This is a genomic window from Brevibacillus fluminis (genome assembly GCF_052072235.1).
GTDB classification, from domain to species: Bacteria; Bacillota; Bacilli; order Brevibacillales; family Brevibacillaceae; genus Brevibacillus_D; species Brevibacillus_D fluminis_A.
The window spans coordinates 2,329,178-2,351,981 of record NZ_CM125436.1; the positions used below are offsets into that span (position 1 = coordinate 2,329,178).

At 52.0% G+C, this 22,804-nt stretch carries 21 protein-coding genes; 17 read left to right on the forward strand and 4 right to left on the reverse strand.

From position 1 onward, the window contains the following. The first annotated feature begins 140 nt into the window (after nt 1-140). From ACTID9_RS11485 to ACTID9_RS11505, 5 genes are all read left to right on the forward strand, one after another. The gene (locus tag ACTID9_RS11485) at nt 141-719 is read left to right on the forward strand and encodes a sigma-70 family RNA polymerase sigma factor (protein WP_441071375.1); all 579 of its coding nucleotides are present in this window, start codon (nt 141-143) and stop codon (nt 717-719) included. 2 nt (nt 720-721) lie between these two features. After that, a complete protein-coding gene (locus tag ACTID9_RS11490; RefSeq protein ID WP_441071376.1) occupies nt 722-1,633 on the forward strand; it encodes a DUF4367 domain-containing protein in 912 nt (303 codons plus the stop codon). Between the two features lie 11 nt (nt 1,634-1,644). After that, the gene (locus ACTID9_RS11495) at nt 1,645-2,313 is read left to right on the forward strand and encodes a hypothetical protein (RefSeq protein WP_441071377.1); all 669 of its coding nucleotides are present in this window, start codon (nt 1,645-1,647) and stop codon (nt 2,311-2,313) included. 398 nt (nt 2,314-2,711) lie between these two features. Then, nucleotides 2,712-3,239 carry a CPBP family glutamic-type intramembrane protease gene (locus ACTID9_RS11500; RefSeq protein WP_441071378.1) on the forward strand — a complete coding sequence of 176 codons (528 nt, stop codon included), beginning with the start codon at nt 2,712-2,714 and terminating at the stop codon, nt 3,237-3,239. 229 nt (nt 3,240-3,468) lie between these two features. Then, nucleotides 3,469-4,920, forward strand: coding sequence for an IS1182 family transposase (locus ACTID9_RS11505; protein WP_441071379.1), 1,452 nt, complete (start codon nt 3,469-3,471; stop codon nt 4,918-4,920). A 206-nt stretch (nt 4,921-5,126) separates the two neighbouring features. Here the strand turns inward: ACTID9_RS11505 and ACTID9_RS11510 are convergent, their stop codons facing one another. Beyond that, complete coding sequence (locus ACTID9_RS11510; protein WP_441071380.1) at nt 5,127-6,218, reverse strand: ABC transporter substrate-binding protein; 1,092 nt, start codon at nt 6,216-6,218, stop codon at nt 5,127-5,129. Nucleotides 6,219-6,503: 285 nt separating this feature from the next. Here ACTID9_RS11510 and ACTID9_RS11515 point away from each other — a divergent pair, with 285 nt between their 5' ends. The 7 genes from ACTID9_RS11515 (at nt 6,504) to ACTID9_RS11545 (ending at nt 13,432) form a co-directional block, all read left to right on the forward strand. Continuing rightward, complete coding sequence (locus ACTID9_RS11515; RefSeq protein WP_441071381.1) at nt 6,504-8,123, forward strand: ABC transporter substrate-binding protein; 1,620 nt, start codon at nt 6,504-6,506, stop codon at nt 8,121-8,123. A gap of 33 nt (nt 8,124-8,156) precedes the next feature. Beyond that, the gene (locus ACTID9_RS11520) at nt 8,157-9,080 is read left to right on the forward strand and encodes an ABC transporter permease (RefSeq protein WP_441071382.1); all 924 of its coding nucleotides are present in this window, start codon (nt 8,157-8,159) and stop codon (nt 9,078-9,080) included. 9 nt (nt 9,081-9,089) lie between these two features. Beyond that, nucleotides 9,090-9,959 carry an ABC transporter permease gene (locus ACTID9_RS11525; protein WP_441071383.1) on the forward strand — a complete coding sequence of 290 codons (870 nt, stop codon included), beginning with the start codon at nt 9,090-9,092 and terminating at the stop codon, nt 9,957-9,959. Between the two features lie 23 nt (nt 9,960-9,982). Then, entirely contained in the window at nt 9,983-10,795 is an 813-nt protein-coding gene (locus tag ACTID9_RS11530; RefSeq protein ID WP_441071384.1) for a M55 family metallopeptidase, read from the forward strand. Between the two features lie 40 nt (nt 10,796-10,835). Further along, nucleotides 10,836-11,819, forward strand: a complete 984-nt coding sequence (locus tag ACTID9_RS11535) for an ABC transporter ATP-binding protein (protein ID WP_441071385.1) — start codon at nt 10,836-10,838, stop codon at nt 11,817-11,819. Next, entirely contained in the window at nt 11,816-12,820 is a 1,005-nt protein-coding gene (locus tag ACTID9_RS11540; RefSeq protein WP_441071386.1) for an ABC transporter ATP-binding protein, read from the forward strand. Before ACTID9_RS11535 ends, ACTID9_RS11540 begins: the two co-directional genes overlap by 4 nt. A gap of 213 nt (nt 12,821-13,033) precedes the next feature. Then, nucleotides 13,034-13,432, forward strand: a complete 399-nt coding sequence (locus tag ACTID9_RS11545; RefSeq protein WP_441071387.1) for a DoxX family protein — start codon at nt 13,034-13,036, stop codon at nt 13,430-13,432. 64 nt (nt 13,433-13,496) lie between these two features. Here ACTID9_RS11545 and ACTID9_RS11550 read toward each other — a convergent pair whose 3' ends face one another. Then, the gene (locus ACTID9_RS11550; protein ID WP_441071388.1) at nt 13,497-15,254 is read right to left on the reverse strand and encodes a Rieske (2Fe-2S) protein; all 1,758 of its coding nucleotides are present in this window, start codon (nt 15,252-15,254) and stop codon (nt 13,497-13,499) included. A 504-nt stretch (nt 15,255-15,758) separates the two neighbouring features. Here ACTID9_RS11550 and ACTID9_RS11555 point away from each other — a divergent pair. The 4 genes from ACTID9_RS11555 (at nt 15,759) to ACTID9_RS11570 (ending at nt 19,673) form a co-directional block, all read left to right on the forward strand. Next, a complete protein-coding gene (locus tag ACTID9_RS11555) occupies nt 15,759-17,411 on the forward strand; it encodes a peptide ABC transporter substrate-binding protein (protein WP_441071389.1) in 1,653 nt (550 codons plus the stop codon). A gap of 278 nt (nt 17,412-17,689) precedes the next feature. Beyond that, complete coding sequence (locus ACTID9_RS11560; RefSeq protein ID WP_441071390.1) at nt 17,690-18,367, forward strand: MgtC/SapB family protein; 678 nt, start codon at nt 17,690-17,692, stop codon at nt 18,365-18,367. A 160-nt stretch (nt 18,368-18,527) separates the two neighbouring features. Continuing rightward, on the forward strand, nt 18,528-19,268 hold the full coding sequence (locus ACTID9_RS11565) for a class I SAM-dependent methyltransferase (RefSeq protein ID WP_441071391.1): 741 nt from the start codon (nt 18,528-18,530) through the stop codon (nt 19,266-19,268). 117 nt (nt 19,269-19,385) lie between these two features. Beyond that, nucleotides 19,386-19,673, forward strand: a complete 288-nt coding sequence (locus ACTID9_RS11570; RefSeq protein WP_441071392.1) for a 4a-hydroxytetrahydrobiopterin dehydratase — start codon at nt 19,386-19,388, stop codon at nt 19,671-19,673. 103 nt (nt 19,674-19,776) lie between these two features. Here ACTID9_RS11570 and ACTID9_RS11575 read toward each other — a convergent pair whose 3' ends face one another. Both ACTID9_RS11575 and ACTID9_RS11580 read right to left on the reverse strand, forming a co-directional pair. Further along, the gene (locus ACTID9_RS11575; RefSeq protein ID WP_441071393.1) at nt 19,777-20,016 is read right to left on the reverse strand and encodes a hypothetical protein; all 240 of its coding nucleotides are present in this window, start codon (nt 20,014-20,016) and stop codon (nt 19,777-19,779) included. A 42-nt stretch (nt 20,017-20,058) separates the two neighbouring features. Continuing rightward, on the reverse strand, nt 20,059-22,263 hold the full coding sequence (locus tag ACTID9_RS11580) for a heavy metal translocating P-type ATPase (protein WP_441071394.1): 2,205 nt from the start codon (nt 22,261-22,263) through the stop codon (nt 20,059-20,061). 122 nt (nt 22,264-22,385) lie between these two features. On the opposite strand from ACTID9_RS11580, the gene ACTID9_RS11585 reads away from it, so the two are divergent. Next, nucleotides 22,386-22,790: a FixH family protein gene (locus tag ACTID9_RS11585; protein ID WP_441071395.1), complete on the forward strand. Its 405-nt coding sequence runs from the start codon at nt 22,386-22,388 to the stop codon at nt 22,788-22,790. The last annotated feature ends 14 nt before the right edge of the window (nt 22,791-22,804 follow it).

Below are 22,804 nucleotides of genomic sequence, written 5' to 3' on the forward strand. Positions count from 1 at the left end.
CTACTCAACTTCATCGTATCCTAGCAGTCAAAAGACACTCCTAAACATCCGAGGAGGACTTTTCTTTCTTTTTTTGAACGAATAGGAAGTGAGTGACCAATATGTGGTGTAAATCAAAGCAAAGCAAAGAGGGTGGTTTCGTGGATGTTGCAGTCGAGGAGAAACTGCATGAATGCATCCAGCGATGTCTCGTTGGGGATATGGAGGCATTCGGCGAATTGTATGATCGGACGATTCACGATGTTAAGAAGACTGTCTTGTTTTTGTTGGACAGCAGCCAAGACGCTGAGGATGTGATTCATGACATTTATCTGGAGGTGTTCAAGTCGTTGAGAAACTACGATCATTCCCGTTCGTTTTCATCGTGGCTAACCGGGGTAGCCATTCGACAAATCCAGAACTACCGTCGGCGAAACTGGAAGGTCACTCGGTTGTTCAAGAAAGTGCACATGCTTACGTATTCGCAGACGGCACCGGATTTCTCCAGAGCGGTGGTCGAACAGCTGGAGCAGCAGCATCTCATGGAAAAGATCGAGAAGTTGCCGTTTAAATTCCGCAGTGTACTGGTCTTGAAATATCTGCATGGATGCTCTCAGGATGAAATTGCGGAGATTCTGCAGCTCCCTGTTGGTACCGTGAAGTCACGGCTGCACCATGCATTGGCGAAGGCTCGAGTAATGATTGGCAAGCAGACTTTATCGTTGGGAAGGGAGCGGTGAGCATGGAAGAGCGAATCAAAAACGCAATGGACACGTTACAGAAAAAGAATGAACAATTTCAACTATCGCCATCGTTACGAGACCGAATTCTTTCCTCTGCCCAAAAGGTAAAGCAGGCGGAACATGTCGGTAAGCATGGAAGGAAAACAAGAGGACTGCTGGTCGCTGCTCTGCTCTTCGTATTTTCCACAGGGTTCGCTTCGATCACCTGGTACGAAATTCGCAATAAAGAAGGGCAGATTGTACAGGAGTATCAGGCGGCTCCCTCACTTTCAAAAGATAAATTGTTGGAGATGCAGCGGATGCAAAAAAGCTTTGAACAGATTCAAAGCAGGTTGGAGCCGGGGACTGCCGCTGCCGTCTATCAGATTAAGGAGGATGGGCAGGAGGATTTTTCCTTCTTGGATCGTCCCCTCATACTTACCAAGCTCGTAGACTTGCGTGCCCTTACGAAAGACCTGCCGCAGTATCCTGATCAGATCGCAGGTGGCTACACATTTGTCGAAGCGTCATTAAGCTACGAATACGAAAAGGATGAAGCACTTCACGAGCAATTAAAACAAACGGCGAGAGAAACCAACCGCGACCTGATTATTCACCCGATTCGATCACTGCCATCCATTTCACACGTGTCGGTTACCTATCAAAACCCATCTGGTAAGCAGTTCCGGATCAACTTTTTGAAACAGTTCTGGACGGGGAAAAGCAAAATGATGGTGCCAGGTGAACATCAAAAGGTGGAACAGGTTCGAATTGGCGACGTTGAGGGATTGTACACGGAGAGACTGGATCCGTTCGGAAAGCCTCGAAGAGAACTCAGATGGATGGATGAAGGTTGGTCGCTTTCCATCAATGGAACGGATGAAGCCATCACCAAGGCAGACTTATTGAAAATCGCGAACCAGTTACAGTGAGAGGAGATTTTATGATGGGAATAAAAATGCTGTACCTACTTGCGACGATTCTTATGACAATTACCTTAGGATTCCAAACTCCTGTTCGAGCATTAGAGAACGCCTCACAAAAGTGGTTATGGCATAACATCGAAATCACAATCAAGAAGCCTATGGATGCAGAAAAACCTGATGAGGTTACGGCTTCCATAGAAGACTATAAGAGAGTTAGCAAAGGCGGGAAGGTCATCACTACACACGAAGCACAAAAAGTGTTTGGAGCGCCGCTATATCGCCCAGTTCCCTTCAAAATTCCCCTCGTTGCTTCCAACGGATTGTACCAGCAGTTTTTTACGCTAAAAGAAGGAAAAATGGGAGATCCCGTACTGAAGTTCGCTCACTGGGACATCTTCCAGAAAGGAGGGGAGTGGGCAGTCGTCATACAGGATATTGATACATTTACGAGGGATCTTTTAAATCGAAAAGAAACGGTACGCGATGCATACCCTTGGTATATGAAGGTGCTACAAGTCCCGGGAAGCGATAATGTGGCGTTGCTCACTCCTTTTGCGAACAGTGAAATGAAGCGACTTTCCGTACAAATTCTCGATCCGCAGAGTAAGGTAATTCGTCTGCAAATCATCGGGAACCTATCGGAACAGGACTTGATATCGCTTGCGTCGGGTTACAAATCCCCGTAGAGATTGATAGGACAAGAACAAGCCACTCGTGACGAGGGCCTCATAAGACAAACAGCAGTAAAAGAAGGTTGCCAATACAACAGAGGCGTCGTTACCGAAACGATCGCCTTTTTGTGCGTTAAAGCGGATAACGATTCATTTTTGTGACTTTGTATTACCTGAAAGTCACTTCCACCTTATGACTTATTTTTTATACGATTAGGGCAGGAAATCAGATTGAAAGATGGATGTAAGATGAAGAATTCAGGTAAGGCAGTTTTATTCACGATCATCGTCATGGCAATTGCAACTATGATGGGGATCGTATGTAACGTGCCAAATGAAGTTTATATGTTTGCACCTATGATCGCCGTTGCGGTCATGTTGCTCATTACGGGGGATGCTTCAAACGAGCGGGATTGCATGAAGTTGGACTGCATCGGCTTGGGCTCAAAAAGTGGCCATTCGCGATCGTCATTCCCATTGTTGTCATGTCAACTGCTTATCTGGTACTCTGGGCGACTCCTTATGCATCGGTGAGGAACCATGTTTTGACTGGCACAGTGGCATTGCTGCTCCCGCTTAAGCTGTTGTTTTTGGTGATTTACTACACGATAACAAGTTCATTGGGTGAAGAAATAGGGTGGCGGGGATACTTGTTGCCAAAGCTAGCGGAGTTGGGATGGAACAAGGCTTTTATTTTGTCGGGGGTGATCCACGCCCTTTTTCATTTTCTGCTTTTTTTCACTGGCAGCTATCACGATGAAGGTAATCCCTGGTTCGTCATTCCGATGTTTGTCATCACCTTAGTGTTCATCGGTGTGATTTTTGGATATGTCCGAGTATCGTCTAATAGCGTTTGGCCGGCAGCAATCATGCCGCCAGACTTAATTATCATCAATATCGATGCGAGTTGGAAACCAGCCATGTTTATCCATTACATGTAAGGTCCTGCAATGAGAAATAAAGCTCTTTTTCTTTCATGATTGGACGTGAAAGAGCCTCTCGTTTCTTCTGTTTTCTCAGTATCATGCAAAGAAACAGCCCCCAGTAAAAAAATAGAGGCCACTGAAAAAGTCCTTTAAGCAAAGAAGGTACCTTTCCTCAAATACATTGAGGGAGCAGTACCTTCTTTGCTGTATAATTAATGTATTATAGCGAAAGGCGTGAAGCCCATTGTTCCAGCCCCAAATCTCATTTGCGTTCAGTCCTTATACGGCACTATACGACCTTATTGTGCCAAAGGATAACATGCTGCGCCAGATTAACGAGCTGGTGGACTTCTCCTTCGTCTACGGCGAATTGAAAGCAAACTATTGTCTGGACAACGGCCGCAACGCTATCGACCCCTTGCGGATGTTTAAATATTTGCTCCTTAAAGCCATTTTCGAGCTATCGGATGTGGATGTGGTCGAGCGTTCCCGATACGACATGTCGTTCAAATTCTTTCTTCAAATGGCACCGGAAGAGTCTGTCATTGATCCGAGTTCGCTCACCAAGTTCCGCAAGCTACGACTTAAAGACCTGAACTTACTGGATTTGCTGATTGGCAAGACTGTCGAACTAGCCATTGACCAGGGCATCCTAAAGAGCACGGCTATTATTGTGGACGCGACGCATACGAAGGCCCGTTACAATCAGAAATCTCCGAGAGAGATCTTGCAAGATCGTTCCCGTAAGTTACGAAAAGCGATTTATTCTGTAGATGAATCTCTGAAAGAGAAACTTCCCGCCAAGAACGTAGTAGATACGCTTGAAGCGGAGATCGAATATTGTGAGAAACTTGTACAAGCTGTCGAGAAGCAACTTGGACTCGCCCTATTGCCAAAAATCACAGAACCGCTGAATCTGCTCAAAGAGACCGTTGAAGATGACGTGGAGCAACTGCGCATCTCGCAAGATCGGGATGCGCGTGTCGGTCACAAGAGCGCGGACTCGTCGTTCTTTGGCTACAAAACGCACCTCGCAATGACCGAAGAACGAATCGTTACAGCTGCCATTGTCACGACTGGAGAGAAGAACGACGGCAAGCAGCTACAGACGCTCGTAGAGAAAAGCAAAGCGGCGGGCATGGACGTGAAGACGGTGATTGGCGATACGGCATATTCAGAAAAAGACAACATCGCGTATAGCAAAAACAATGATATTGAGTTGATTGCGAAGTTGAATCCGCAGATCACCCAAGGCGGACGTAAGAAAGAAGATGAATTCGAGTTTAACAAAGATGCAGGAATGTACGTATGTAAGGCCGGCCATATGGCGATTCGGAAAGCAAAGCAAGCTAGGAGGAAAGAAGGCGGGAAAAACCAAAGGACAATATACTACTTTGATGTAGAAAAGTGCAAGAGTTGCCCCTTTAAGGAAGGGTGTTACAACGGTGGAGCCAGCAAGACGTACGCTGTAACAATGAAGTCGGACGAGCACTCAGAACAAGCAGCATTTCAGGAAAGCGAGTACTTTAAAGCCAAGGCGAAAGAACGTTACAAAATTGAAGCAAAGAACAGTGAACTAAAACACCGACACGGGTACGACGTAGCGTCGTCCTCGGGTCTGTTAGGGATGCAAATGCAAGGTGCTATGGCGATATTCGCCGTTAATCTGAAGCGAATATTGAAGCTGACAGAGTAAATTACGAGGCTAAAACAAGATGAAACAAATGAAAAGACGACTATTCATCCAATAAATGGGGGATAGTCGTCTTTTTTGTTCAATCGCTTTTTCGTACTTCGAAAAAGCGTAAGTTTTTCAGTGGCCTCAAAAAAATAGCCAGGGGCTGTTCTCCGAAAACTTGTATGAGATATCGGCAAGAGGGGCAATCGCTTGACCCTATTCGCTTACTGCTTCACTTCCGACCAAATCCGGTCATAGATTTTCGTCACATCGCCAAGGAATTGCAGATGCTCGCCTTTTTGCAGCGCTTCCTTCGGCGGGTAAACGGCGATGTCTTCCGTTACAGCCTTGTCGATCAGCTTCAACGCTTCCTGATTCGGATTGGCGTACGGGAAGTCTTTGGAGATTTCCGCACTGATTTCCGGCTGCAACAGAAAATTGATGAACGCCTCGGCTGTTTTCTTGTGAGGGGCGTCTTTCGGAATGACAAAATTATCTTGCCACAAGTACAAGCCCTCTTCCGGCAAAACATAGTGGATGGCCGGATTTTCCTTGCGCGCCAGAGCCGCTTCCGCACCCCAGACGAAACCGATGGATGCCTCGCCGTTGATCAGCATCGTTTTGGGGCTGTCGCTGTCAAACGCTTTGATGTTGGGCAGCAGCTTTTTCAGTTCGTCCTTTGCCTGCTGCAAGATTTTCTCGTCTTTTTCATTAAGCGAATAGCCCATTTTCTTCAGCGTAATGCCGATGATCGCCCGCTGGTCATCCAACACGACCATGGAGTTTTTATATTTCGGATTCCATAAATCTTTGTATCCCGTAATCTTGTCTTTGATTTTGTCGGTATTGACGGCGATGATCGCGTCCCCCCACATGTAAGGGATGGAAAATTTGTTGCCTGGGTCAAAAGAGAGGTTTTTGAAATCGTCCCGGATGTTCTTGAAGTTCGGAATATTCTCATAATTGATCTCCTGAATCACGCCGAGATTCCGCATCATCTCAACCATGTACTCCGATGCGACAGACAGGTCATACCCGGACGAACCGACACTTAGTTTCGCCAGCATTTCTTCATTGGACGAATAGGTGCTGTAGTTCACTTTGACGCCGTATTGCTGCTCGAACTTGTCAATGATGGATTGCGGCAAGTATTCGGTCCAGTTGAACACATTCAGCTCCGCATCCAGCTTTTCCCCTTGGTTTGCGGCGGGAGGATTGCCTGCCGCCTCCTGGCTCGTGCTGCAGCCTGCAAGCAAGCTCCCCGTCGCCAGCACCGCCGTGACCGAACCTACCAGCCATGTTCTCCATTTTCTCATCTTTTGCCCCCCGTTCATGCTTGTTGGTGCATTTGTTGAGACGCTTTTGCTGACAAAATCGCAATGCAAGTACGTCCATTTTACCATAACACCAGCACGAAATACCCAATTTTTGGAGACAATTTTCCGGAAAAACAAGGATGCAGGAGCGCGATTTTTCGGACAGCCATTGAAATTTTGCATAAGGGCTATAAAGAATTTCAATTGGTGTCGATTTCCTTCCATCCACTATTATAAATAGGCAGAATATTTACAATAGTAAAGACGATGATAAGGGAGGGCGCAATGAAACACACAAAACGAATCGTCAAAAACGGGCTCATGAGTCTCATTGCTGTACTTTTTGCTGTGGGGACCGTTGCCTGTTCATCCGCGCCGGAAAGTGCGCCGGCTGCAAACAATGCCCAAGCGGGAGATTCGCAAGCTGCTGCCAGCGGTTCCGGAGGAGAAACGCCCAAGCCTGGTGGCGTCTTGAAGCTGGCTCGGGCGCAAGATGTATCGAATTTGGACCCCATCGTTCCGGGAGATAACATGTCGATTTGGACGCTGTTGCTGATGTACGATCAGTTGGTTCGCGTTTCGCCAGACGGAAATGGGATTGAACCGGCGCTGGCGACGGAATGGAAAGTCTCCGACGATGGCAAAACCTACACCTTTACGCTGCGCAAAGGCGTCAAATTCCACGATGGCTCGCCGATGACGGCAGCGGATGTCAAATTTTCGCTTGATCGGGCGCGCGGCAAGGAGTCGAGCTGGAGCTGGATCTACACGGGAATCGATTCGGTAGAGGCTACTGCGGATGATGTCGTGACGATCAAGACGAAAACGCCGTATGCGCCGTTGCTTTCGTCCCTGGCGTTGTTCAGCAGTTCCATCGTATCCGAGAAGGCCGTGAAGGAGAAAGGCAAGGATTACCTCAGCAGCAACGAGATGGGCACGGGTCCGTTCCGTTTGGCGGAATGGCAGCGCGGGCAAAAGGTGGCGTTGGCGAAAAATCCGGATTATTGGCAGCAAGGCAAGCCGTATTTGGACGGGGTCGAGCTGGTGCAAGTGCCGGAAGATACGACGCGGATGCTGCAATTGCGCGCAGGTGAAATCGATATTGCGTCAAACGTCCCGTTCAACTCGCTCGAAGAGCTGAAAACAGATCCGAACCTGAATGTCATGGCAGTCCAGCAATCGCGAATCGATGTGCTGACGATCAATAATACGCGCGAGCCGTTCCAGGATGTGAAGGTACGCCAGGCGATCAACTATGCGATCGACAAAGATGCGATCATCAAGACGGTACTGCTGGGGAATGGCGAGATGGCCACATCCTATTTGCCAAAAATGAAATTTTTCAACGACCAGCTCAAAGGGTACAAATACGATCTGGACAAAGCCAAGCAGCTGATGGCGGAATCGTCGAAACCGCATGGGTTCAAAACGAGTTTGCTGATCAGCTCCGGCAACGAGACGGAGCGCCAAATCGGCGTCATCGTCAAGGAGCAGCTTGCCGCGATCGGGATCGATCTCGACATCCAGCTGATGGAGCCAGGTGCGGCGGATGAGGCGATCAATGCGATGAAGTACGATTTGGCGTCTACCTACTTCACGACAGACATCATCGACCCGGATGAATTGACCAGCTTTGAGGTCGTTTCCACTGGCGGCACGAATTCGTACCACACCGGCTATAAAAACCCGAAAGTGGACGAGCTGTCCGACAAGGCGCGCGGGGAGCTGGATGAAGCAAAACGCAAAGACATGTATTTTGAAATTCAACGGCTCGTCAGCGAAGATGCGCCTTTTGTTTTCCTGTACTATAAACCGGCAACGTATGCCGTGCAGAGCTATGTAAAAGGTTTTCAGGTCATGTCCACAGGCAATTACCGCCTTGAGGACGTATGGCTGACCAAGTAAAGAAGGTGATGCAGCATCGTACGCCTACACTTTGTGCTCCAACGTCTGATCCAGCTCATTCCGGTCATTTTCGGCATATCGGTCGTTTCGTTTCTCATCATCCATCTGATTCCCGGGGACCCTGCCACGATCATGCTCGGTCCCCGGGCAACACCGGAAACGGTGCGGCAGCTGACCGTACAAATGGGGTTGGACAAGCCGCTGTATGATCAATATCTCATTTTTATTCAAAATTTGTTCCAAGGTGAATTGGGGAATTCGATCCTGATGAAGCAATCGGTCAACAAGCTGATTGGCGAGCGGCTGGGCACGACATTTTTCCTGGTGATTTACGCTTCCTTGCTCAGCCTTTTGATCAGCATCCCGCTCGCATTATGGTCTGCGATGAAAAAAGGCTCGCTGATTGACGGCGGGTTCCGTGCCATTTCGATCGTCGGTCTGGCGATGCCATCCTTTTGGATCGGGATTCTCCTCATGCTGCTGCTGAGCATCAAGCTGAAGCTGTTTCCGGTATCGGGCTACGGCAAAAATTTTGGGGGCCACATCTACTATTTGTTTTTGCCGGCCTTGACGATTACCTTCGGCCTGGCGCCGGTGCTGATGCGGCCGCTGCGCAGCAAAATCATCAGCGTCTTTTCCTCCGAGTACATCGAAGCAGCGCGGGCGAGAGGGCTGAAGGAGCGAGCGGTTGTCATCAAACACGTCCTGCGCAATGCAATCAATGGCACGATTACCATTCTCGGCGTGAATATCGGCTGGCTGCTCGGTGGTTCCGTCGTCATTGAAACCGTCTTCTCCGTACCGGGTTTGGGACAGCTTTTGATCAATTCGATCCTGGCCAGGGACTATCCGGTCATTCAGGGGCTGGTGCTCGTATTCGCGATATTGGTCGTTGCGGTCAATTTGCTGACGGACCTGTGCTACACGATACTCGATCCGCGCGTCGATCTGGAATAGGGGGAGAACATGGCACAAGTACAGCATACGGCATCCAAAACACCAATCAGGACGATCCGCCCGCGGTTTTTTTCCCGCATACCGGTCAACGCCAAGATCGCATGGGGGCTTGCGGTGGTATGTTTCGTCATCGTGCTGTCCATCTGCGCGCCATGGCTGTCGCCCTATGACCCGAACGCCAACGACCTGGCCAACGCGCTGCAAAAACCGGGCGCTGCCCATTGGTTCGGCACAGACAATTTCGGCCGCGATATTTTTACCCGCATGCTGTATGCCGGCCGGGTCGATCTGCAAATCGGGGTGATCGCGGTGATTGTCCCTTTTCTTACCGGTACGCTGATCGGGCTTTTATCCGGTTATTTTGGCGGTTGGTTCAATACGGTGATGATGCGGCTGGTCGATGTCGTCATCAGCTTTCCATTCATGGTGCTGATCATCGCCATCATTTCCATTCTCGGACCGGGCTTGATGAATATGTATATCGCCATTTTTATTGTCGGCTGGAGCGCCTATGCGCGGATCGTGCGCGGCGAGGTGCTGGTGGTCAAGCAGCAGGAGTACATTTTGGCGGCCAGAAGCATCGGATACGGCCATGGGCGGATCATGCTGCGCCACATTTTGCCGAACGTGATCTCGTCTGCGATCGTGTTTGCGATGTCCGACGTCGTGCTGTGCATCTTGCTCGGCGCATCGCTCAGCTTCCTGGGATTGGGCGTTCAGCCGCCTGCCGCAGAATGGGGCTCGATGATCTCCGAGGGGCGCAATTACATCATCAATGCATGGTGGATGGCTACTTTCCCGGGTCTGGCGATCGTGGTGACCGGGCTTGGCTTCAGTTTGCTCGGTGATGGCTTGGCAGAAAAAATCGAACAGCACTAACTTTTTTGATGGAGGGGAACACGGTGAAAGTTTTTATTTCAGTCGATATGGAAGGCATTTCCGGCGTCATTGACGACGACGATGTGGATGTCGGCAAAAAAAATTACGAGTATTTTCGCAAGCTGCTGACGCAAGATTTGAACGCAGCGATCGCGGGTGCGCTTGATGCCGGAGCGACGGAGATCCTCGTCAACGATTCGCACGATACGATGAAAAATGTGCTCTGGGATGACCTGAATCCAAAAGCGGAATTGATCAGCGGCTTCAAAAAGCCGATGCTGATGGTCGAAGGGCTTGACGACTCGTTTGCCGCAGCTTTCTTTATCGGGTACCACGGCAAGGCGGGGACGAAAGACGGGATTTTGAATCATACGCTGAGCGGACGGATTCAGCGGCTGTTCCTGAATGGCGAGGAAGTGGGCGAGGCCGGTTTGAATGCCGCCGCCGCTGCAGCCTTTGGCGTTCCGGTCGTTTTGGTCACTGGCGATACGCAGACGGCGGCGGAGGTGGAAAAAGACATTCCGGGCGTCTACACGGTGGCCGTCAAAGAAGGGAAAGGCATTCATACCGGGCGCTGCCTGCACCCAAGCGTCACGCGGGAGATGATTCGGGCAAAGGCGAAGGAAGCGGTCGAAAATCACAAAAACGTCCAGCCGCTGCCGAAATTGGCATCGTACACGCTCGATCTGGAGTTCAAGTCGACCAACAGCGCCAAGCTCGTCAGCTACATGCCGGGCGTCGAGCTGATCGACGGCAGAACCGTCCGCTACCAAACCGATGACATGCGTAAAATGATGCCGGTCCTGTTAGCGATGCTGCTCTTGTCAGCAAGCTGACCGGCTGACATGGCCCGAATGGAACAGGGGGAGGATCGCGTTGAGGCCATTGCTGGAAGTCGAGAACCTGGAAGTCATTCTCGAAACGAAGGCACGCACCGTGCATGCCGTACATGATGTCACGTTTCATATCAACCATGGTGAAACGGTCGGACTTGTCGGAGAAAGCGGCAGCGGCAAAAGCATCACCTGCCGCTCCATCCTGCAGCTGCTGCCGTCACCACAAGGAAAAGTAACAAAAGGAGCCATCCGGTTTGAAGGAAACGAGCTGCTGCGCTATTCGAAAAAGCAGATGCAGCAAATCCGCGGCCAAAAGATCGGCATGGTGATGCAGGACCCGATGAGTTCGCTTGATCCGGTGTACCGGATCGGCGATCAGATTGTCGAAACGTTGCGGACCCATCGAGCGATGAGTAAAAAAGAGGCATGGAACAAGGCGATTGAATTGCTCCGATTGGTAGGAATTTCTTCACCGGAACGGCGCATCTACCATTACCCGCACCAGATGAGCGGCGGGATGCGACAACGGGTGATGATTGCGCTGGCGATCTGCTGCGATCCGCAGCTGTTGCTGGCTGATGAACCGACGACAGCGCTCGATGTGACTGTTCAGGAACAGGTGCTGACGCTAATGAAAGAACTTCAACAACGCCTGGGGATGGGGATTTTGATCGTGACCCACAATCTTGGTGTCGTTGCCCAGATGTGTGACCGCGTCGTCGTCTTGTATGCGGGAAAAGTAATGGAAACAGCCGTGACGGCTGACTTGTTCCGCAAGCCGCGCCACGCCTATACGGTAGGGCTGATTCGATCCGTGCCGCGAATCGAGTCGGACGAAAAGCTCCAGGGAATCCCGGGTTCCTTGCCAGATATGTCGCAACCGCTGGAAGGGTGTCCGTTCCATGCCCGCTGCTCGCTGGCCACGGTGGAATGCACCAAACAGGAGCATACGCAATTGCGGGAGATCGCCCCAGGGCATTGGTCGGCATGTTATTGGCACGAAAGGGTGTGCGCACAGACATGACGACAATTTTACAAGTGGAACGTCTGCGCAAGGAATTCCGCAAAAAAAGCGGTTTGCTGGATAAATGGTTCAAGCACAGTGGCACGGTGCTGTATGCGGTGGATGGGGTCACCTTTTCGCTGGAAGCGGGGGAGACATTGGGGCTCGTCGGGGAGAGCGGCTGCGGAAAAAGCACGGTCAGCCGCACGCTCATGCGGCTGTATGAACCGACAGATGGGACCATCACCTTTTTGGGGCAAGACATCACGCGAAGCGATGAAAAAGCGCTGCGAAAAGTACGCAAAAACATGCAGATGGTGTTTCAAGACCCGTACTCATCGCTCAACCCGCGCATGACGGTACGAGAGATGCTCGCAGAGACGATCCGCTTCCACCAACTATGCAGCAACGAGCAGGAACAAAACGAATACATCGACTTTTTGCTGGAGCGGGTCGGCTTGCATGCCAAAGATGCGGACAAGTACCCGAAAGCCTTCAGCGGCGGGCAGAGGCAGCGAATCGGGATCGCCCGTGCGATCGCCGTCAAGCCCAAGCTGTTGATTGCCGACGAGCCGGTCAGTGCGCTTGACGTATCGGTTCAGGCCCATATCTTGAACCTGCTGGAAGAGTTGAAGAAAGAGTTCGCGCTCTCGCTCATCTTCATTTCCCACGATCTCTCGGTGGTGAAATACATTTCGGATCGCGTTGCGGTGATGTATTTGGGGCGGATTGTGGAGATCGGTACGACAGAAGAAATTTTCCGGCGGCCTGCCCATCCGTATACGCAAGCACTGCTTTCCGCTGTGCCACGGCTGGACCAAATCAGGCAAGAGTCGATCGGTCTTGCAGGCGATCCGCCCAGTCCCTATATGCAGCATGCCGGTTGCCCGTTTGTGACCCGCTGTCCCAAGCGGATGCAGCGCTGCGAAACCGAATCGCCCCCGGTTTATGAAGCAGGGGAGACACATCGGGTAAGCTGTCATCTTATGGCTGATCAAGGCTGCCAACCTTCATTTTCCTGACAGATCGTACAGGTGCCAAGCGCAACATCGAACACAAGCGAAAGGACCGGAATCATCAACCGGTCCTTTTTTGTTCGGGCGTGCCTGCATTCGTTTTTCCAGGGGAAAGACCGCAATGCAAAAGAAATATAGTCTTCCTGACTATGCTATGATGTGGTCATGGGTGAGAAGCAGAGGAAAAACGGATGGATCGGAAAGGTGGAATCGCAAACGATGAGCAACAACATATCCAAAAGCCGCCTGTGGGTGGCGCGAATCATGAGCGGAATCGTTATTCTTTTTATGCTTTTTGACAGCGTGATGAAATTTTTTCAACCTGCCCCTGTGGTGGAAGGAACACTGGAGCTGGGCTTTGCGCAGCACCATATTGCCGTGCTCGGCATTCTCGGACTTGTCTCTACGATCTTCTATGCGGTGCCGCGCACGGCCGTCTTGGGCGCCTTGTTGTTAACCGGCTATTTCGGCGGTGTCATTGCAACGCAGATTCGCATGGATGCACCGTTATTTACCCATGTGCTGTTTTCCGTCTATTTGGCCATTCTTGCATGGGGCGGGCTTTGGCTGCGGGATGAGCGGGTTCGCAATCTGCTCCCTGTGCAGCGGCAAAAGTGAGGAACGCGCTGGGAGACATCATCAAAAAAAGACGGCTACCGGATGTTTCGGTAGCCGTCTGGCATTACGCCTCTTCAAATAGCCGCTCGCCCCGGTGCAGCCGTGTGGCAATGTGGGCGATATGCGGCTGTTCGCGTGGGGTGGGCGCGTGGGCCGCCAAATAGCGGGTTGCCGCGAGAAGCATCGTTTCACCAGCGCGAGCGGCGAAGGCGTCGTTGCGCGTTGTCCAGCGCTCATATTCGGCGACCGCCGCTTCGTACATTTGAAACGAATGGAATTCGGCGTCTTCGCGCAAGAGCGCATGGCCTAACGTAGCAAGCAGGGCGTCAGGGTCGCCGCCGTTATGCAGGTAGCCGGCTGTCCAGCGCGCTGCTTCGTTCACTTGCTGGCGTTGATCCAAAATTTGCAGCAGCCGTTCCGGATTGGCAGTATCGACGGCGGGGACGGCCGAGCCATCCGGCCGTTTTGCCGCCGGGATATTTAAAAAACGATCCAAATAAATGCTGATGATCCCGTGGTAGATCGCCCGGATGAGCAGAGGATGGGCAGAGCGGCGCAAACGCTCATGCACGGCATGCGCATAGGTAAAGGTATGCAAAACAGAGATCCAATCGCCGAAATCGTTCTGGGTATGGAAGCGGACGATCCGTTCCGCCGCAGCCAAAGCAACCAGTTGGGCCAGTCGGGCCGGATGTGCGCCGGATTGCAAGAGCGTTGTGACAAGGTTCACTGTTTCTAGTGGTTCGTCACGCAACAGCTGTTCCACGAGTTTCTCCTCATCTGCTGCGGAAATATCGGTATAGGGCTCGCTCAGAGGGAGGCGATCCAACTGCGCGAATGCTTCCTTCAGCGGAACGACCAGATTCACTGGCGACTGCCACTGATGAAGTTCCTCGCTCCGGGTCGGATTGGCGAGGAGCCGAACCAGTGAGGTCAGCGTCTGCGCGGTGTGCTCTTCGCCGATCAGGCCAATCGCTTCAAAGGCTTTATTATGGAAATCGAACGTATGACCGCCGTCCAAATAAAAGTGGTCCGTCGCCGCCACCAGCATCATCTCCGAAAGCAGCTCCAGGGAAGCCCCCTGACGGATCGCCGTGAGCAGCACTCTTTCAGCCCCTTGTGTGTCGCGGACCTCGATACAGCTGCGGTACCATTCCGTCAGCCGCTCGAACGGCACGTCTGCTCCCGGCAGCGGCTTTAGCAGATGCCGAGCCGCCGCACCGGAGCTGTTGCGGGCCACATGGCGCAGCCCTTGATAAAGCGCGAGGATCGTTCCTGCTTTATCCAGCTTCGGCAGCACATTGGCCATCGCGGTAAGGATGGTGAGGCCCGAATTCCAGCCTCTCCCATAGACGGTGCCGAAATGGATGCCGACCTCCACGATTTCCGCTGCCGGAACACCGGCTTCCACCAATCCGACAACAGCTTTGGCGATCACGAGACCGAGATTTTGTTCCAGACCTTCTCGCAACCGAAGTTTGTATTTCTCTATGCTGTTCGTCTGTTTAGGATGCGGATTTACCCAAACGACTCCATTTTCAATTTTCACTTCATGCGACGGCACATCGTCCGCCCACGGGTCCAACGTTCCACCGCTGCAGACGTCAAAGCGCGCATGGTGCCAATGGCAGGTGAGGATCCCGTCGCACAAGCTGCCCATATGCAGCGGAAATCCCATGTGCGGACAGCGATTGTCTACCGCATAAACCTTCTCCTCATGATAAAACACAGCGATCCCGCCATGAATGAACTTGTGGCCCTTCTCTTGGAGCGACGACAGTGTACCCGCATTGATCCAGGGCTGGCTTTCGGCTTTGTGCATGCTGATGATCCCTCCATCGGATTTACGTATTTTTACACAAATTTACCATTGCCTTTCCACTTTGTCAACTTTTTCATTTGTAATGTATGGTAATATCACTGTTTCGCTTGGTCTTCCAAATCGGTGCCGAATTTCCATACTTCTTGAAAGATAGGGCAGCGTTTCGCGGGCGCTTGAGAGGGGAGAAGCGATCATACAGGAGGGAATTTTACAATAATTAGGTGTCATTGTACAAAAAGTATAAAAAACGGGTGAATACATGGCTGTGATGAACGGTTTTCCATACAGTTTGCTTAGTGACAATCCCACTTGTTTCCATTATCCTTCTCATATGACTGAAAATTTACAAAAATAAAAAAGATGGTGAGTGAACGATTGGAGACGGCGCTGAGCCAGGGGATTTCATGCACTTATACTTTTGTCTAGTAATGAGCTAAAGTCCTGATTCAGCAGTCTGCCTTTTTTCATCAACCGAATGCTTTCGCCAAAAGGGGGAGAATCATTATGAAAAAGTGGCTCACCATGGTTACAGGGGCAACGCTGCTGCTTGGTGTAGCGACCGGCTGCAGCTCCACGCCAACAGACACCGCACAGACAACGACCACGAATACCACGCCAAGCAATACGCAATCGACAGAGCCGGCAAAAAGCGGGCCGATGGTGCTGCGCTGGACGATCAGCGGCGAACCGCCGACGATGGACCCGGGGATTGCAACCGAATCGGATTCCATGGACATGATCAACGCCTGTTTTGAGGGCTTGACCAGCTATGATTTGAACGGTCAGCTGGACAATGCCGTGGCGGAGAGCTTCACCAATTCACCGGATTACACCAAGTTCACTTTCAAAATTCGCAAGGACGCGAAATGGCAAAACGGCGATCCTGTAACGGCACACGATTTCGAATACGCGCTGAAACGCAATCTCGATCCGAAAACGGCATCCGGCTATGCGTATCAGCTTTATTACCTCAAGGGCGGAGAAGAGTACAACACAGGGAAAGGCAAGGCGGAGGATGTCGGCGTCAAGGCGGTTGACGACTATACGCTGGAATTCACGCTGAAATCACCGACACCGTTTTTCCGCGAGCTGACGCAGTTTACAACGCTTTTCCCGCTGCATCAAAAAACGGTGGAAAGCAACCCGAATTGGGCGTCGGACCCAAAGACGCTGATCGGGAACGGACCGTTTGTGCTCGATACATGGGAGCATAAGACCAAAATGGTCTTTACGAAAAGCCCGACGTACTGGGACAAAGATCATGTGAAGCTCGACCGCATCGAGATTTCCATGATTGAAGACAACAATACCGCGCTGTCGATGTTCGAAGGCGGCGAGACAGACTGGGGCGGCTATCCGGCGACAGGCTTGCCGGCGGACGCGATTCCCAAGATCAAGGAAGAAGGCAAGCTGATGGTCGCCGACAACCCTGGTACACAGTCGGTCATTTTCAATACCACCAAGCCGCCGTTCAACAACAAGAAAATTCGCCAGGCGTTCTCCTATGCAATCAACCGTCAGGAAATCATCGACAATATTTTGCAGACAGGAGTCCCTGCCGCCTATGGCTGGGTGCCGACATCGATGGGTCTGAAGCCGGACGGATACTTCAAAGAAGATCCTGCCAAAGCCAAGGAGCTGCTTGCGGAAGGGATGAAGGAGTTGGGGCTGAAAGAGTTCCCGGAAGTCACCTATTCCTATAATACATCGGATATTTACAAAAAGATGGCGGAAGCGCTGCAGGACCAATGGCGCAAAAACCTGGGCGTAAACGTCAAGCTCTACAATACCGAGTGGAAAGTGTACAACGACAATGTGCACAGTGCCAATTATGATCTCGGCCGCTTTATGTGGGGTGCGGACTTCAACGATCCGATCAACTTCCTGGAAATGTTCCGCGACAAAACGGGCGGCAACAACAATCCGAAATGGGAAAACGCCAAATTTAAAGAGCTGATTGACAAGAGCTACCAAGAAACCGATCCGGCAAAGCGGAAGCAAATTTTGCTCGATGCGGAAACGATCCTCATGGATGAAATGCCGCTTGCCCCCATCAACTTCCGTGGAAATCCGTACGTGAAAAACGATCGGGTCAAAGATTTCATCATCTTCCCGCTGGGCGGAGCTTACTTCAAATACGCCTATATCGCCAACTAAACAGCAGACGGCCGCTTCTCTTGCAAAAGGGAGCGGCTGTTTTTTCGTTTCCGCGCCGCGCTGCATTTTTTTACAAGCAAGCATTTCCTCTTGATTTGCTGCGTATTCTTTATCTAACATAATTTGGCCGTTTGCGAACGACACTAAGAAATAGCTTGACCGTCGGAGCCTTTGCGCTTACACTTCTGTTACTATATTTTGTCATTATTCCAACTATTTGCAGCGCAACGTTCTTGCATTGGCAAAGCGGCGACGGAGACTAGAGGAGAGACGACACGATGGCATACGACTTCATGATCAAGTTGAGTATTTCTTTGTTTTTGGGGCTTTTGATCGGCATCGACAGGCAACTGAAGAGCAAACCGCTCGGGGTAAAAACAAGCATGGTGATTTCTGTGGCAAGCTGTCTGGTGACGCTCGTTTCGATTGAAGCGGTCCACCGCTATTCGGTGCCCGGCCATACGAATATGGACCCGATGCGGCTGGCGGCCCAGGTCGTCAGCGGGGTTGGTTTTCTTGGTGCCGGGGTGATCTTGCGCCGGAGCAATGACGTGATCTCGGGGCTGACTACCGCATCGATGGTGTGGGCGGCATCCGGCCTCGGAATCGCTGTCGGCGCCGGCTTTTATTATGAGGCGATCACGGCCAGCCTGATGATCATTTTTGCGATCAATGTGCTGCCGTTCTTTATCAAGATGATCGGTCCCAGCTCGCTGCGGAAACGAGACTTGTCGATTCGGATTGAGGTGGAGGAGAACCATGATCTGAATGCTCTTTTCAAAGAAATCAAGCATCTGGATATGACGATCAAGCGGGTGAAGGTCCGAGATTTGGATAATGGCCACCAGCGGCTGGAAATGCTGATTTTGGCCCCGGAAAAAATTTATACGACCGATGTTTATACGTTAATCAAAAACGTGCACCATGTCTTGTCTGTCGATGTGGAGAGCCGATGAACAACGAAAGCCGCCTCTGCACTCTGGCAGGGCGGCTTTCGCGCTGTCCGGTACGCCAACTGCTCCCGGTCATGCGTCGCAATCGGCTGAAAGGGTAACAAGCGCATAGACAGTGTGATATAATTTGCAAAGTGCAAGAAGGAAAAGGAGACATCGATCTATGACCGAACCTTGGTTTGAACGCAGCTTTCGGGAAGATTATTTGCTGGTGTACCGGCATCGCGACGAAAGCTCTGCCAATCAGGAAGTAAATGAGTTATTAACCCACCTGCCGATCAAGCGCCAGGGCCGCGTTCTCGATTTGTGCTGTGGCAGCGGACGGCATTCGCGGGCGTTGGCAGCGCGCGGCTATGAAGTGGTCGGCGTGGACCTGTCTGACGTGTTTCTGGCTTTGGCCGAAGAGCAAAATACATACGACAATCTTCATTATTTTCAATACGATATGCGGGACATCCCCTTTGAGCAAGAATTCGATATCGTCTTTAACCTGTTCACCAGCTTCGGCTATTTTGCCACAGACGACGAGAACCGGTTGGTAATTGCCAACATGATGAAGGCGCTCAAGCCTGGCGGCGAGGTGGTCATCGATTATTTGAACCCCGCGTATTTGAAAGCAAATCTGGTGCGCCATTCCGAGCGGGAGATCGAGGGGCTGATGATCGAAGAGGAGCGGACCATCGAGGAAGGCTATGTCAAAAAGCGAATCCGCATCACCGATGCGGAAGCCTCGGGGACGCGGGAATATTGGGAACAGGTGCGTCTGTATGAACAGGGGGAAATGCTCGAGATGCTGAAGGCGGCCGGCTTCAGCGAAATTCAAACGTTCGGCACGTACAGTTGCGAGCCGTATGAGAGCGAGCAGTCCAAGCGGATGATTTTTTACGCGCGGAAAAAAGGCTGAAAACGGTGTCAAAGTTAGGCCGAATGGCGGCGCGTAGCCAGTGATTTTTTACGCCGGTTCCTTCATATGATGAAAGCAAAAGGCACGGCCATTCATCGGCCAAGGGAGGGAACCGCCATGACCAAGCTCACCATCGATCAGGTCAAATTCAATCTGGGAAAAGTGCCGGGTTGGAGTCTGACGGATGACGAGCGCGCGCTGACGCAAAGCTTTACCTGTACACCATTTCCAAAAGCGATGGAGTTCGTCAATCGGGTCGCCTCCTATTTGGGGCAAGACCACGACCACGCAGAAATCCGAATCGCCGGCGATCGGGTCACATTCGTGCTCTCATCCAAAAAGGCCAACGGATTGACCGGCAAAGACTTCGCCATCGCCCAAGCGATTACGAAATTGAGTGGATAAATCCACTAAATTTATGCCATCCAAAAGCATAAACAATGCCCATTGTCGAGAACCCACTACGGTCCCTCACCAATGGGCTTTTTTCTTTTTTATTTATCATTTTTTAAGTTGTAAAGATTTTGTCTTTTTCCCGCAGCTCAGGGATTTTCGGAAAAACGTGGAGCGAAAGCTTTGGCGGTGCCTGCCAGGCGGGGGCAAAAAAACGAAAACGTCTTTCGCGCCACATCTGCTTCCTTGTGATGCTTCCGCCGCGCAGCGTGTGGCTTTGGGGCGCGGTTTTCGTTTTTTTGCTCCCGCCGTTCTCCCCGACCTCCTTGCTGGCATCGACAAGTCTTTCGCGCAACGTTTTTCCGAAAATCCCCTCGCCTCCACCAAACCAAAATCTTTACAACCTCACCCTCCTCAACCTCAACGCATTCCAAACCACCGTAATCGAACTCATCGCCATCGCCGCTGCGGCCACCCACGGGGCCAAAAAGCCGAGCATCGTCAACGGAATTCCGATACAGTTGTACGCAAGCGCCCAAAACAGGTTTTGCTTGATATTGCGCATCGTGGCCTGGCTGAGCAGCAGGGCAGTCACCAAACCGTCCAAATCTTTGCGCATGATGACCACATCGGCGGTGGAAATGGCGACGTTTGTCCCGGTCCCGACCGCCACGCCGATATCGGCCACCGACAGGGCAGGGGCATCGTTCGTGCCGTCGCCGACCATTGCGACGAGCTTGCCTTTTTGCTGGTACGCACGCAAAATCCGTGCTTTTTCCTCCGGCAGCACCTCGGCATGCACGCGGGAAATGCCTACATGGCGTGCGACCGCTTGGGCGGCACGCTCGTTGTCGCCTGTGATCATCGTCAATTCCTTGCCCATTTTATGCAGGCGCATGATCGCTTTGCGCGAGCTTGGCTTGATTGTGTCCGTCACCGCGACAAGCCCCGCCAGCGTGCCGTTGACTGCCATCATGACGACATTTTTGCCTTGCAACTCCGCATGGGAGAGCATATGCTCGGCCCGCGACAGATCGATCCCGTGCTGCTGCAAAAAGCGGGACGAGCCCGCAAGCACGCGCTTTCCTTCCACGACCGCTTCGACCCCAAAGCCCGGGATTTCCCGTTGGTTGCAAGCCTGGGGGAGTGGACCGGCTTGTTGTACAGCCGTACGCAGCAAAGTCTGGGCGATCGGATGCTCGGATTGCTGCTCGACGCTGCCGAGCATGCGCCAAAACGATTGCTGCTGACCGACCAAAACCCACACATCGGAGACGTGCGGCTCCCCTTTGGTGATGGTTCCGGTTTTATCAAAAGCGATCACATCCGCTTTGTGCAAAAGCTCCAAGTCTTTTCCCTGTTTGAACAGCACCCCTTCACGGGCAGCAACGCCTGATCCGACCAGGATAGAGGTAGGGGTGGCGAGGCCGAGCGCACAAGGGCAAGCCACGATCAGGACGGCGATCGCTTTTTCCAGCGCCGTCCCCAGAGCGCCAGGATTGAACAGGACGTACCAGGCGAAAAACGTAATGGCGGCGATCGTGACGATGATCGGGACAAAGACTTCCGTCAGCTCGTCCGCGATACGCTGGATCGGCGCTTTTGTCGCCTGCGCCTCCTCGACGATGGCGATGATTTGGGCGAGCGCGGTTTCGCTGCCGATCTTGGTCACTTTGAGGGTGAGCGGGCCGCTGATATTGCGGGTCGCGCCGATCACCCGGTCGCCCGCCTGCTTTGCGACAGGAATGCTTTCGCCGGTAAAAGCCGATTCGTCGACGACCGAAGCGCCGCTTACGATTTCACCGTCCGCAGGTATCGTCTCTCCAGGCCCAACGAGCACGAGATCGCCGCGCACCAGCCCCTCGATCGGGATGATGACGGTTTGCTCTTGGCGGATGACCTTTGCTTCCTTTGATTGCAGCTCATACAGCTGCTCCAGCGTCCGCAGTGTTTTGTTTTTGGAAACGGCTTCCAAAAGCTTGCCGATGCAAAGGAATGTGATAATCAGCGCGCTGGATTCATAATAGAGCGGCGGATTGTGCAGCGAACGATCCGGCCACGATTGAAACGTCAAGTAATGGCTGTAAAAAAAAGCGGCGGAGGTGCTGAGCACGACAAGCACATCCATGTTCGCCGAGCGGTGCCGCAGCGAGTTCCATGCCCCACGGTAAAACGAGAAGCCGATGAGAAACTGGATCGGAAAGGTAACGAGCAGCTGAAACAGCGGATCGAGAAAAAGGGCGGGCACATAGACGAACGATAAAAACGGGATGTGTGCCGCCATCGCCCAAAGCAACGGGACGGACAGCACGAGCGCTGTGATGCTTTTTAGCGCTAACCTGCGAATCTCGCTTCCTGAATCAGGCGGCGTTTCCGAATTCTCGCGCTGCATCACTGCTGTGAACCCCAGCTGATTCACTTTTTCTGCGATCCGGCTGTGGTCGATTTTGGCCGGATCGTAAGTCACTTTTCCCCGCTCCATCGTGAGATTGACCTGCACGTCGAGCACACCTTCTGCGCGGCCCACCACTTTTTCGATCCGGTTTGCGCAAGCCGCGCAAGTCATTCCTTTTATTTGAAAGGTTGTCGTCGGATATTTCATCTTGTTCCCCCTCGCATACGCAAGCGTGTCCACAAAGGATGTGTATGCGTTTTTTGGCGGAAATAGAATGTACACCGCCTGACAGGAATACGTTTAAGCAAAAGAAGAGGAGGGAGCGTCGCATGCTGCATCGCGCTTTTGCTGCGGTTTTCATGCTGCTGCTGCTGATTGCGACCGGATGTGCGGCATCGAAACAAGCAGATCCGGCATCATCAGTAGCGCAACCAAACAAGGAGTTCGCTATTTCGATCACGCCGGCGCCAGCGGTAAGCTTGAAGGAAAACAAATTGGTGCTGGCGCTGACCGCGGAACAGCAGCAAGCATGGGGGAATGCAACGGTCTCGGTAAAGCTGGGGATGGACGGAATGGAGCATGGGGAGGAGGCTGTTGCGGCAGAGGCCAAGGGGGAAGGGCGCTACGAGGCGACGGTCATTCCGACGATGGCGGGGCCATGGATCGCCCATATCACAATCGCAGGCGACCAAGGCGAAAAACAGGTAGCGTTTCCCTTCGAGGCGGTGCGATAAAAAGCCAACGGCCG